Source organism: Paenarthrobacter ilicis (genome assembly GCF_016907545.1).
Classification (GTDB): Bacteria; Actinomycetota; Actinomycetes; order Actinomycetales; family Micrococcaceae; genus Arthrobacter; species Arthrobacter ilicis.
The window spans coordinates 1399450-1412334 of record NZ_JAFBCD010000001.1; the positions used below are offsets into that span (position 1 = coordinate 1399450).

A 12885-nucleotide genomic window follows, 5' to 3' on the forward strand; every position below is an offset into this window, starting at 1 on the left:
CCCTGTAGAACAAATGGAGTACCCATGGCAGCAAAATCCGTTCTTGACCAGGTCATTTCCCTCTCCAAACGGCGGGGCTTTGTCTTCCAGGCCGGTGAAATCTATGGTGGCTCCCGTTCCGCGTGGGACTACGGACCCCTCGGCGCGGAGCTGAAGGAAAACATCAAGCGCCAGTGGTGGCAGAGCATTGTCCGCGGCCGCGAAGACGTGGTGGGCCTGGACTCCTCGGTGATCCTTCCCCGCCAGGTATGGGAAGCTTCCGGCCACGTTGACGTTTTCTCCGACCCCCTGGTGGAGTGCCTTTCCTGCCACAAGCGGTACCGCGCGGACCACCTCGAGGAAGAGTACGAGGAAAAGAAGGGCCGCCCGGCGGAGAACGGCCTGGCGGACATTGTCTGCGCCAACTGCGGCACCCGTGGCCAGTGGACGGAACCGCAGGAGTTCTCCGGCCTGCTGAAGACCTTCCTGGGCCCGGTAGCCAGCGAAGAGGGCATGCACTACCTCCGCCCGGAAACGGCGCAGGGCATCTTTGTGAACTTCAACAACGTGCTCACCACCTCACGGAAGAAGCCGCCGTTCGGCATCGGCCAGATCGGCAAGTCCTTCCGTAACGAGATCACGCCCGGAAACTTCATCTTCCGCACCCGCGAGTTCGAACAGATGGAGATGGAATTCTTCGTGGAGCCCGGCACGGATGAGGAATGGCACCAGTACTGGATGAAGGAGCGCATGTCCTGGTACACCAACCTGGGCATCCGTGAGGACAACCTGCGCTTCTTCGAGCACCCGCTGGAGAAGCTCAGCCACTATTCCAAGGGCACCACGGACATTGAATACCGCTTCGGTTTCCAGGGCTCCGAGTGGGGCGAGCTCGAAGGCATTGCCAACCGCACCGACTTCGACCTGTCCACGCACGCCAAGGCGTCCGGCACGGACCTCAGCTACTTCAACCAGGCCACCAACGAGCGCTACACCCCGTACGTGATTGAGCCGGCCGCCGGTTTGACCCGCTCCTTCATGGCCTTCCTGATCGATGCCTACACCGAGGACGAGGCTCCCAATGCCAAGGGCGGCGTGGACGTGCGCACCGTGCTGAAGCTTGACCCGCGCCTGGCACCGGTCAAGGCAGCCGTCCTGCCGCTGAGCCGCAACGAGGACCTGTCCCCGAAAGCCAAGGCACTGGGTGCGCAGTTGCGTCAGAACTGGAACATCGACTTTGACGACGCCGGCGCGATCGGCCGCCGCTACCGCCGTCAGGACGAGATCGGCACACCGTTCTGCATCACGGTGGACTTCGACACCCTTGACGACCAGGCGGTCACCATCCGTGAGCGCGACACCATGAGCCAGGAACGCGTGGCCCTGGACAAGGTAGAGGGCTACCTGGCAGCACGACTGATTGGCGCCTGAGCATGGCGTTGGAATACCGGGAATGGAAGGACGGGGACGACCTCGCCCTGCTGGAGATCTGGGGTGGGCCGGAAACGCTGCCCGCTGAGCAGTTCCGGGCAGCCCTGGCGTCGTCCAGCAATCAACCCTGGCGCCGCTGCATCGTGGCCGAGGACGTGGTGGACGGGGTTCATATTCCCGTAGCCGCCGCTGTGGTCCATGAGGCATCGCTTCACCCTGAACGCCTCTGGGCCTACATTGAGGTTGCCAAGGACCATCGGCGCGCCGGCGTGGGTGCAACCCTCCTCGCCATGCTCCGCCGCGAAGCCGCGAACTCGCCGTCGGGCGTCTCCAGGCTTCGCAGCAAGGTGGAACCGGGTACTGCAGGTGCGGCCTTTGCCGCGACGGCGGGCCTGGCCCCCATCCAGCGCTCGCAACTGGTGGTGGTGGAACCCGAGCCGCTGAAGCTTCCGCGCTTCGGCGACGGATCGGAGGAAGCTGCCGCCGAGCGCGTGGAGGATCTTGCCACGGGATCGGTGGAACTGAGCGAGGTTGTGGGGAAGTACTATTCCCACGTCCATCACTGGGACAGCCCGGGCGAGCTGGGCATAGCCACCGTGCAGAGGTTGTTCCTGAACGACCTCACCGGCGCGCACGGTGCCATTGTGCTGCGTGCGCCGAAGGCCAGCGCTTTCGGTGACAACGTCCCAGCCAGCCGCAAGGGCAAGATCCAGGCGTTTGCGATCAGCTACGCCCAGGGTGGGACGGATGAGCCGTCGGACGTTTTCCTGGGCCATGATCCGGACCTTTCCGAAGCGGATGCGGCGTTTGCGGTGCGGGACCTCCTGGCCCTCATTGCCTATCAGCACCCGGTGTTGCTGGAAGTCGATGAATCCATGGTTGCTTTGAGCGCCGTCCTTGAGCCCCTGCTGGAAACCGGGAAAGCCCACACCCGTGGTGCTGACACGGTGATCGTCAGCGACTAGCTCCCACGTAGGCTTAACGACATGAGGATTTGCTGCTGATGGGCCACGGTCACTCCCACGGACACCCTGACGGTTCAACTCCGGACCCGCAGGCACTCGCTTCGCGAAAGAGGGCCAACTGGCTCTTGGCAGCAGTGCTTGTGCCCTTGGGCGTCCTCACCCTGGTGGCCATGATCCTGATGTGGCCCTCGGGCAGCCGGGAGGGAATCACGTTTTCGAGTCCCTACCAGGCTGCCCCGGGGGTCACGTTCGACACCGGCCGGATCCAGAGCGTGGTGCGCGAAAGCTGCACGCAGACGGGCCAGGCAGGCGGCGCCCAAGGCGACACAGGCCAATCCCAAAACGGCCAATCCCAAACCGGCCAATCACAAAACAGCCAATCCGGCGGCTCGCAATGCACGTTCGCCTTCACGGAACCGGACAAAGGCGGGGACCCGGTGAAGGTGGTCATCAACCCGGATGTCGCCATGTCCCACGGGGTGGATGTGGGCGATGCCATCCGTTACCTGAACCTTTCCGCGGTGCAAGGTGCCGGCGCCGGAAACGGTGCCCCGGCCTACGTCTTCGTGGACTTTGTCCGCAACGTCCCCATCGCCCTCCTGGCCGTCCTGTACGCGGTGGTGGTCATCGCGGTGGCCCGGTGGCGCGGATTCCGTGCCTTGCTTGGGCTGGTGGGGGCGTACTTCGTGTTGGTCAGCTTCATCCTTCCGGGCCTGGTGGAGGGGAAGCCGCCGCTGTTGCTGGCGCTGGTGGGCTCCACCGTGATCATGATCGGGGTGCTGTATTTCGCCCACGGATTCTCCGCGCGTACCTCCACGGCGTTGCTGGGGACGGTGTTCGGGCTGGGCATCACGGCGCTCCTGGCGGCCTGGGCCACGGATGCGGCCAATCTTGCAGGCGTGGGAAACCATGACGCTTCCACGCTGGTGAACATGTCCCCGCAGATTTCGATTTCGGGGATCATCCTGTGCGGCCTGATCATCTCCGGTCTTGGCGTGCTGAACGATGTGACCATCACCCAGTCGTCAGCCGTGTGGGAACTCTACGAGCTGGCGCCCAACACCTCCGCCCGCAAACTCTTCACCTCTGCCATGAGGATCGGGCGGGACCACATTGCCTCCACGGTGTACACCATCGCGTTCGCTTACGCGGGTGCTGCGTTGCCGATCCTGATCATCGTGATGCTCTACGACCGGCCCTTGGCCGAGGCGCTGACCAGTGCCGAGCTTTCGGAAGAAGTCATCCGCACGCTGGTTGGTTCCATCGGGTTGGTCCTGGCGATCCCTGTCACCACGTTCATCGCGGTGCTGGTTGTCAAAGCCACCGGTGCGAAGCGCCTTGCCGCTTCGGGAAACGCAGGCGGACCCGCTGTAAGGCCCGACGACCTTGACGACACCGGCGCGCTGGCGGCTGCCGCCGTCGTCGCCGGTTCTGAACGGGCGGCTGGTTCTGAACGGGCGGCCGGCTCCGAACGGGCGGCCGGTTCTGAACGAAAAGGACTCAACGGCTCCAGCGCCGACAGCAACCCGGCGCGCCCGGGAAGCCGGCGGGCCCAGCGTGAAGCGGAGCGACGGAAACCCGAATAGCCCGATGACATTTGTCATGGCCAAGCGATGACACCCGCTACGGGTGCCCGGACGGTCCTGCCGTTTGAATGGGTGAACAAGACCTATTCAGGGAGAGCAATGACAACACCGGGAGTGCCGGCCGTACGCGCCGCCGGACTGTACAAGAGCTTCGGGAAGGTCCAGGCGGTGCGTGGCCTCGACCTGACGGTGCAACAGGGGGAGGTGGTTGCCTTCCTGGGGCCCAACGGGGCGGGCAAGACCACCGCCATCGACATGATCCTGGGCCTGAGCAGCCCGGACCGGGGCGAGGTCTCCATCTTCGGCCGCTCGCCCAGGGGCGCCATCGCCCGCGGGCAGGTGGCGGCCGTCATGCAAACGGGAGGTCTGTTGCGCGACATCAGTGTCCGCGAGACCGTCCAGCTCACTGCCGCCATGTTCGAGTCGTCCAGGCCCGTGGACGAGGTACTGACCCGCGCAGGCATCCAGGACATCGCGGACCGCCGGGTGGAGAAGTGCTCGGGAGGACAGCAGCAACGGCTTCGCTTCGCCATGGCACTGGTTTCGGACCCGGGCCTGCTCATTCTTGACGAGCCCACCACGGGCATGGACGTGGCGGGCCGCCGGGATTTCTGGTCCGCTATCCGGGCGGACGCCACCAAGGGCCGTACCGTTATTTTCGCTACGCACTACCTGGAAGAAGCAGACGCCTACGCCGACCGTATTGTCCTGGTGCGGCAAGGAACCATCGTGGCGGACGGGACTGCGTCCCAGATCAAGAACCTGGCGTCCGGCCGGACGGTGAAGGCTGCCCTGCCGCAGGGGGACCGTGGGTTGCTGGCCGCGTTGCCGCCCACCGACGCAGTGGATTACGACGGCGGACGGGTCACCATCCGTACGCCGGACTCGGATTCAGTGGTCCGTTTCCTGCTCAACAACACCGGTGCCCATGATCTTGAAGTGGTGGCCCACAACCTCGAAGAGGCGTTTGTGGCACTGACCAGCGAGGACACGCCTGCCGAAACGGTCGCCCCTGCTCAAACCGTAGCCCCGGCCGAAACCGTCACAGAAGGAGGCCGGGCATGAGCCAGGCACCAGCCATCCAGGACCGGAAGCCCTCTGCGGGCGGCGTCAACTCCACGTTCCTGTGGATTGAAATCAAAAGGATGCTCCGCAACCGCAGGACAGTGGTCTTCACTGTCCTGATGCCGGCAATCTTCTTCTTCATCTTCGGCCTGTCCAACAAGGACCAGCTGTTGCCCAACGGCCACAGCTATGGGCAGTACATCCTGATCAGTCTTACCGTATATGCGGCCATGACGGCGGCCACGGGTGCGGGGAGCCAAGTGGCGGTGGAACGTGCCCAGGGGTGGAGCAGGCAGTTGCGCCTGACGCCCCTGCTGCCCGGAGCCTACATCGCCGTGAAGGCCGCAGCTGCCCTGACCCTGTCCTTGGTGGCAGTCATCGCGCAGTTCGTGATCGGTGCCTTGGCCGGTGTGACCATGGACGCTCAAACCTGGCTCACGGCAGGGCTGGTTGCATGGCTGGGCTCACTGGTGTTCGCCGCGTTGGGACTCTTCGTTGGTTACCTGATGCCCAGCCAGAATGTCATGCAGATCCTGGGGCCGGCCCTGGCTATCCTGGCCATGCTGGGAGGGCTCTTCATGCCCATCGAAATCATGGGCGATACCTTCGGGGCCATCGCCAAATTCACGCCGGCATACGGGATCGGGGAACTGGCGCGGAGCCCCATCACGGGGGAGTTCGATGCCCTGTGGATCGTCAACGTCCTTGTGTGGCTGGCGATCTTCGTGGGTGGGGCCGCCATGGCCTTCCGGCGCGACACCAACCGTGTGTGAGTTGCCTGCCCGTGACTAAGGTTGGATCCATGAGCACCCCGTCCCTGTGGGAATCACTCCGCGGTCCCGGACCCCGTAAGTGGTTCATCGGCGCCGGGTTTTCCATCGTCCTGTGGGCGTGGCCAACGTGGAACCTGGTGTGGTCCGTGGAAGAGCCGGCCAGCTGGAAAGTGCTGGCCTCGGCATCACTGGTGGCCTTCTTCGCCGCCTATGCCATCCTGCCGATGTTCAGCCGGCAGCGGGACGTTCGGACAGGCCTGGCATGCGTGGCGATTCTCCTGGCACTTAATGGTTTGGTGATCCTGCTGGTGGGCAGGGAAGCTCTCTGGACCTGGCCCTTCCTGGCCTGCGCCATTGGCATGACCACCCTGCCGCCACGCCTGGACTTTGCCCTGATCATGGCGCTTTCCGGGATTTCGCTTGCCTCGCAGTTGCTGGGCGAGAGCCCGGAGACGGCTTTCTTCCAACCAGCACTCATCCTGTCCCTGGGGTTCATGATGTCCTCGTTTGCGCGGCTGATCCGGCAGACAGCGGAGCTCCGGGCCGCGCAGACCGAACTCGCGGACGCCGCCGTGGCCGCGGAACGGAACCGGGTTGCCAGGGACATGCATGACATCCTGGGGCACTCCCTGACCGTCATCGCCATCAAGGCGGAGCTGGCGGCCCGCCTCATGGAGGCAGCTCCCGGCGGGCCGGCCGGAGCCCATGCCAAAGCAACCGCGGAGATCGTGGAAGTCCAGGAGCTGGCGCGTGGAGCGCTCGCCGATGTCCGGGCCACCGTTGCGGGCTACCGCGGAGTCAGCGTCCTGGCTGAACTCGCGGCAGCGCGGACAGCGCTGGAATCTGCAGGCATCCAGGCCGACCTTCCCCGGACCGTGGAGCAGGTGCCGGTGAAGTACCGGGAACTGTTCGGCTGGGTACTCCGGGAGGGCGTGACCAACGTTGTCCGGCACTCGGGAGCCGGGCAATGCCGGGTCCGGTTGTCGGCGTCCACCGTCCTGGTGGAGGACGACGGCGTGGGGCCGGGGCAGTGCGACGGCGGGAGCGGGCTGTCAGGGATCCGGGAGCGGGCAGCCACTGCAGGCGGGACGGTAAGTATTGGTGCGAGCGACCTGGGAGGGTTCAGATTGGCGGTTGACCTATGACCATCCGGCTGGTGATTGCGGACGATCAGGCCCTGGTCCGGGGTGCGCTCGCTGCCCTGCTGGGGCTAGAAACGGACATAGAAGTGGTGGCGGAGGTCGGCGACGGTACAGGGGTGGTGCCGGCCGTGCTGGAGCACTGCGCGGACGTGGCCATGCTGGACGTCGAAATGCCCGGGATGGACGGTATCGCCGCGGCATCCGCCGTGCGCGGCGCGGCGCCGTCGTGCAGGGTCCTGATGGTTACCACCTTCGGCAGGCCGGGTTACCTCCGGAGGGCCATGCAGGCCGGCGCCTCGGGCTTCGTGGTCAAGGACACCCCGGCCCGGCAATTGGCCGAGGCGGTACGGCGCGTCCACAGTGGCCTCCGGGTGGTTGATCCGACGCTCGCCGCGGAATCGCTGATGTCGGGCGACAGTCCCCTCACCGACCGTGAGGCGGAGGTGCTGAAGGCGGCGTCCGACGGCGGCACGGTGGCGGACATTGCCAAGGCAGCGATGCTCTCCGAAGGTACTGTCAGGAACTACCTTTCAGCGGCCATGGCCAAGACGGGCGGCCGGACAAGGGCCGAGGCCGTGCGGTTGGCGGACCGGAACGGGTGGCTGCTGTGAGGACCATCCACCCCGATTTGCCCTGATTTGCAACAATGGACAGGTGACTGTTGTAGCAACGCCCCCTTCACCCAAGCTCGAACTTCCGCCCCTCCAGCTGGGTGGGATCACTGTGGACACCCCGGTGATCCTTGCTCCCATGGCCGGGATCACCAACTCGGCCTTCCGCAGGCTCTGCCGTGAATACGGCGGTGGCCTGTACGTGGCGGAGATGGTCACCTCGCGTGCGCTCGTGGAGCGCACGCCGGAATCCTTGCGCATTATTTCCCACGACGAGGACGAGAAAGTCCGCTCGGTGCAGCTCTACGGAGTGGACCCGGTGACTGTCGGCGCGGCGGTGCGCATGCTGGTGGAGGAAGACCGCGCGGACCACATCGACCTGAACTTCGGCTGCCCGGTCCCCAAGGTCACGCGGCGCGGCGGCGGTTCGGCGTTGCCATGGAAGATCGACCTGTTCACCTCCATTGTGCAGACCGCCGTGAAGGAAGCGTCCAAGGGCGGCATCCCTTTGACCATCAAGATGCGTAAAGGCATTGATGAAGACCACCTGACATATTTGGAAGCGGGCCGTATTGCCCGCGATTCCGGTGTGGCTGCCGTTGCGCTGCACGGACGAACAGCCGCCCAGTTCTACTCCGGCCAGGCTGACTGGTCCGCGATCGCGCGGCTCCGGGAAACGCTGCCGGACATTCCGGTGCTGGGCAACGGTGATATCTGGTCCGCGGAAGACGCCGTCCGGATGGTCCGGGAAACGGGAGTCGACGGGATCGTGGTGGGCCGTGGTTGCCAAGGGCGGCCGTGGCTTTTCGGGGACCTCCAGGCAGCCTTTGAAGGCAGCGATGAGCGGCACCGGCCCGGCCTGCGCGAGGTGGCCGAGGGAGTTTACCGGCACGCCGAACTGATGGTGGAGACGTTCGGCAACGACGAATACAAGGCCCTGCGCGAAATCCGCAAGCACATGGCCTGGTACTTCAAGGGCTACGTGGTGGGGAGCGAATTGCGCACCAAACTTGCCACCGTCACCACCCTGGAAGTCCTCCGTGGATATTTGGACGAGCTGGACATGGAGTCGCCCTACCCGGGAGTCGATTCCGAGGGGCCCCGCGGCCGGGCAGGCTCGCCCAAGAAGCCCGCCCTGCCCAAGGACTGGCTGCTGAGCCGCCAGTTGAACGAGGAACAGAGCGCGGAAATTTCTGCCGCGGAGCTGGACGTTTCGGGCGGCTAGCCTCACACGTGTAAGGATGGCTCAAGAAGCACCACACACCGGCGCTTGAAGGAGGCTGAATCCCATGGGAACCGAAGCGATGCTTGGTCAGAACGGAACCGTCCACGATTTCGTGCAGGCGATTCCCGGTTACGTTGAAGCCGATTCAGCGCGATGGGTCGAAGAGCCCCGGAAGAGCAACTACCGCTCGGACTTTGAACGGGACCGTGCACGGGTTCTGCATTCGTCGGCTCTCCGCCGGCTCGGCGCGAAGACCCAGGTGGTGGCACCCGATACCGATGACTTTGTGCGGACCCGCTTGACCCACAGCCTGGAAGTTGCCCAGGTGGGCCGTGAGCTTGGCCGTTCCCTGGGCTGTGATCCGGATGTGGTGGACACCGCCTGCCTGAGCCACGACCTCGGGCACCCGCCGTTCGGGCACAACGGCGAATCGGCCCTGAACGAGGTGGCGCACACCATTGGCGGCTTCGAAGGAAACGCCCAGACCCTGCGGCTGTTGACCAGGCTGGAGCCCAAGGTGCTGGCTGAGGACGGCCGGCCCGCCGGACTCAACCTCACCCGCGCCAGTCTCGACGCCGCCTCAAAGTACCCGTGGTCCGCCGTGGACGCGCCCGTCATCCACGGCCACCGCACCAGCAAGTTCGGTGCCTACGAAGACGACCTGCCTGTTTTCGAATGGCTGCGCGAAGGTGCCCCGGGAAACCGTTCCTGCATCGAAGCCCAGGTCATGGATCTGGCTGATGACATCTCCTACTCGGTGCACGACGTCGAGGATGCCATTGTGGCCGGGCATTTCCAGCTGAAATGGATGGATAACCCGGATCACCGTGCCAGGGTGGTGGGCTACACCAAGCAGTGGTACCTGCCGCACAACGATCCCGCTGAGATTGATGCCGCGCTCTCACGGCTGGAAGCCACCAAGGTGTGGGTCCGGGAGGCAGACGGCAGCCGCAAATCGATGGCTGCGCTCAAGGATATGACCAGCCAGCTCATCGGCCGGTTCTGCCAAAGCGCCATGGAAACCACCCGCGGTCACTTTGGTCCCGCCAACCTCACCCGGTACGACGCCGAGCTCATGGTCCCGGCGGATACAGTGAGCGAAATCGCGGTCCTGAAGGGCCTGGCAACCACTTTTGTCATCTCCACCGACCACCGGCAGCCGGTGTATGAACGCCAGCGCGAGGTCCTCCACGCGTTGGTGGGCGTGCTGAACGCCTCGGGTGACCGGCATTTGGAGCCGATGTTCGCTGCTGACTGGCGCGACGCCGTCGACGACGGTGCCCGCCTTCGCGTGGTCATCGACCAGGTGGCGTCCCTGACGGACGCCTCCGCCTTGGCCATGTACGAGCGCCTGGTGGGCAGTTTGCCGTCCCTTTGGTGACGGATGGGGGCCCGGCTTCAACGACTAGGATGGTCACGTGGCTGGCCTGATTAAACGTGAAGATATTGATGAAGTACGCCAGCGCACCGACATCAAGGAAGTGGTTGACGGGTACGTCACCCTCAAGAGCGCCGGGCTGGGAAGTTTCAAGGGCCTGTGTCCCTTTCACGACGAGCGTTCCCCTTCCTTCACGGTCCGGCCACAAGTAGGCCGCTACCACTGCTTTGGCTGTGGCGAGGACGGGGACGCGATCTCCTTCATCCAGAAGATGGACCACAGCTCCTTCCATGAAGCGGTGGAGAAACTGGCCGCCCGGATCGGCTATGAGTTGCGGTACGAGGACGGCGGCACCGGTCCCAACCGTGAGGAAGTGGGCAAGCGCCAGCGTCTGCTGGATGCCCACAAGATCGCCGATGAATTCTTCCGCGCGCAGCTGCTGACTCCCGGTGCTGCGGAGGCCCGCAATTTCCTGGACGGCCGCGGCTTCGACCGGGCTGCTGCCGAACACTTCGGAGTGGGCTACGCGCCGCAGGGCTGGGACTCCCTCCTGAAGCACCTGCGGGGCCGTGGCTTCACGGATGCTGAACTCAAGCTGACGGGCATGTTTTCCGAAGGTAATCGGGGTATCTACGATCGCTTCCGTGGGCGGCTCATCTGGCCCATCCGCGACATCGCAGGGGACACCATTGGCTTTGGTGCCCGGAAGCTGTACGAGGACGACCAGGGTCCCAAGTACCTGAACACCCCGGAGACCACGCTCTACAAAAAATCCCAGGTCCTCTATGGGATCGACATCGCCAAGAAGAGCGTCGCGAAAGAGCGTCAGCTGGTGGTGGTTGAGGGATACACCGATGTCATGGCTTGTCACCTGGCCGGTGTTGCGACAGCGGTGGCTACTTGCGGCACGGCCTTCGGTACCGATCACATCAAGGTGGCGCGGCGACTGATTTCGGATGACGGCACCGGGGGAGAGGTGATCTTCACTTTCGATGGCGACGCCGCGGGGCAGAAGGCCGCACTGCGGGCCTTCGAAGAGGATCAACGCTTCCAGGCGCAGACCTACGTTGCCGTCGAACCGACGGGAGCCGATCCCTGCGACCTCCGCCAGCTCAAAGGCGATGCCGCCGTCAGGGACCTGATCCTCAGCCGAAAACCGCTCTTTGAGTTCGCCATCAAGGCCTCACTCCGCCGCCACAACCTGGACACCGTTGAGGGCCGTGTGGCTGCCCTGCGGGAGGCAGCACCGGTGGTGGCACAGATCCGGGACGCGGCCACCAGGCCGGGCTACACGCGTGAGCTTGCGGGGTGGCTGGGCATGCCCATCGAAGAAGTCAGCCGCTATGTTGGTGCGGCCGTCAAACGGGGAGCAAACACCGGGTCAGGGAACGCAGGCTCAGGGACTTCAGCACCTTCGGGTGAGCAACCGACGGCGGCAGCACCGCCGTCTGCAGGTCCGTTGTTCCAACGCCCCGATCCCCGCGATCCCGTGGCTGGAATGGAGCGCCAAGCACTGGAAGTGGTACTTCAGGACCCTGCTGTGCTGGGGGGTGGCGCATGGGAGCGGTTTGAAGCATCGTACTTCTCCACCCCGGCCTATGGCGCGGTCCATGCCGCCATCAGGGCCACGGGCCTGGTCCACGCCGATGATCCCGTGAGGTGGGTGGAGGAGGTGCGGCAGGAAGTTCCGGAGCCCCTGCGCCCGTTGGTGTCCGAACTTGCTGTCACGCCATTGCCCGCCAGCACGCCGGAAGCCATGCAGCGTTACTGCCGGGATATTCTTGCCCGCCTGTTTGAACTACAGATCACCAGGATCAAGGCTGACAAGATGGGGCAGCTCCAGCGCTTGGATGCCGCGTCCCATCCGGAGGAGTTCCAGCGGCTCAACCGTGAGCTGATGCAGCTGGAAATGGAACGCCGCGCACTGCGTTCCGACGGCTGAACGGTTCGATTTCGTTTTCCGGCACCCCCCTGTTAAGCTAGTAACCGCTTCATTCCTCCGTAGCTCAATTGGCAGAGCATTCGACTGTTAATCGAAGGGTTACTGGTTCAAGTCCAGTCGGAGGAGCGCGCAATATCCCCGTTCCGGGCAACCGGAGCGGGGATATTTTTATACCCCCTCCGGGTATTTGAGGGCGATTTCGCAATCGGATAAACCTTTGCTAAAGTCGTAGGCGCTTCATTCCTCCGTAGCTCAATTGGCAGAGCATTCGACTGTTAATCGAAGGGTTACTGGTTCAAGTCCAGTCGGAGGAGCATCAGGACCCCGTACCAGCATGATGCCGGTGCGGGGTCCGCCTTTTAAACGAAATCCAGTTCCACTTGCAGGAACCGCGCAGCCTCCGAGACAGCGGCTCCGAAGGAGTCCTGCTCGGTGGGAGGCGTCCGGGGCTCACGCGGATGCCATTCATGGGCCGCGGAGTGGACGCGGGTGAAGCCGCCTCCAGGCGGGGCGTAGAAGATGCCGAACCGTTGGACGGGCCATTCGGGGGACGTCTCGGGAGCAACCAGCAAAGCAGCCCCCGTTGCGGGGTTGTGCCACTGCGCAATGGGCCGGCGGCGATCGTCAGTGAACAGCCCGGCCGCGTAGAGCGCCGCCGATTGCGCACTGGTCACAGAGCACAGGCGGTCCCACCACAGTGGCAGGATGCGCTCATCCCGCCGCTGCCAGGGTGGGGGAAGCGGCTGCAGTTCTTGCCCGTGTGGCACCCTCCAACTTTATCGCCGGGT

11 protein-coding genes and 2 tRNA genes are annotated in these 12885 nt (G+C 64.5%); 12 read left to right on the top strand and 1 reads right to left on the bottom strand.

Translation table 11 applies throughout. The features are described from left to right. Positions 1-24 precede the first annotated feature (24 nt). The 12 genes from JOE60_RS06400 to JOE60_RS06455 all read left to right on the top strand — a co-directional run bounded on the left by JOE60_RS06400 (position 25) and on the right by JOE60_RS06455 (position 12411). Positions 25-1410 carry a glycine--tRNA ligase gene (locus JOE60_RS06400; protein ID WP_167264796.1) on the top strand — a complete coding sequence of 462 codons (1386 nt, stop codon included), beginning with the start codon at positions 25-27 and terminating at the stop codon, positions 1408-1410. A 2-nt stretch (positions 1411-1412) separates the two neighbouring features. Next, positions 1413-2375 (top strand): GNAT family N-acetyltransferase, encoded by a 963-nt coding sequence (locus JOE60_RS06405; RefSeq protein WP_167264797.1) that lies wholly within the window; start codon positions 1413-1415, stop codon positions 2373-2375. A gap of 38 nt (positions 2376-2413) precedes the next feature. After that, a complete protein-coding gene (locus JOE60_RS06410) occupies positions 2414-3961 on the top strand; it encodes a YibE/F family protein (RefSeq protein ID WP_167264798.1) in 1548 nt (515 codons plus the stop codon). A gap of 99 nt (positions 3962-4060) precedes the next feature. Further along, a complete protein-coding gene (locus tag JOE60_RS06415; protein ID WP_167264799.1) occupies positions 4061-5026 on the top strand; it encodes an ABC transporter ATP-binding protein in 966 nt (321 codons plus the stop codon). Then, positions 5023-5799 carry an ABC transporter permease gene (locus tag JOE60_RS06420; RefSeq protein ID WP_167264800.1) on the top strand — a complete coding sequence of 259 codons (777 nt, stop codon included), beginning with the start codon at positions 5023-5025 and terminating at the stop codon, positions 5797-5799. The genes JOE60_RS06415 and JOE60_RS06420 overlap by 4 nt, the downstream gene beginning before the upstream one ends. Before the next feature lie 29 nt (positions 5800-5828). Beyond that, entirely contained in the window at positions 5829-6944 is a 1116-nt protein-coding gene (locus JOE60_RS06425; protein WP_167264801.1) for a sensor histidine kinase, read from the top strand. Beyond that, positions 6941-7552, top strand: coding sequence for a response regulator transcription factor (locus JOE60_RS06430; protein WP_167264802.1), 612 nt, complete (start codon positions 6941-6943; stop codon positions 7550-7552). Before JOE60_RS06425 ends, JOE60_RS06430 begins: the two co-directional genes overlap by 4 nt. Positions 7553-7595: 43 nt before the next feature. Continuing rightward, positions 7596-8777 (top strand): tRNA dihydrouridine synthase DusB, encoded by a 1182-nt coding sequence (gene dusB / locus JOE60_RS06435; RefSeq protein ID WP_167264803.1) that lies wholly within the window; start codon positions 7596-7598, stop codon positions 8775-8777. Between the two features lie 64 nt (positions 8778-8841). Continuing rightward, a complete protein-coding gene (locus JOE60_RS06440) occupies positions 8842-10158 on the top strand; it encodes a deoxyguanosinetriphosphate triphosphohydrolase (RefSeq protein ID WP_167264804.1) in 1317 nt (438 codons plus the stop codon). Between the two features lie 37 nt (positions 10159-10195). Then, positions 10196-12097 (top strand): DNA primase, encoded by a 1902-nt coding sequence (dnaG, locus tag JOE60_RS06445; RefSeq protein WP_167264805.1) that lies wholly within the window; start codon positions 10196-10198, stop codon positions 12095-12097. 53 nt (positions 12098-12150) lie between these two features. After that, a tRNA-Asn gene (locus tag JOE60_RS06450) sits at positions 12151-12223 on the top strand. A 115-nt stretch (positions 12224-12338) separates the two neighbouring features. Next, positions 12339-12411: transfer RNA gene (locus tag JOE60_RS06455), tRNA-Asn, on the top strand. A 45-nt stretch (positions 12412-12456) separates the two neighbouring features. Here JOE60_RS06455 and JOE60_RS06460 read toward each other — a convergent pair. Continuing rightward, positions 12457-12864 (bottom strand): hypothetical protein, encoded by a 408-nt coding sequence (locus JOE60_RS06460; protein ID WP_167264806.1) that lies wholly within the window; start codon positions 12862-12864, stop codon positions 12457-12459. Positions 12865-12885 lie beyond the last annotated feature (21 nt).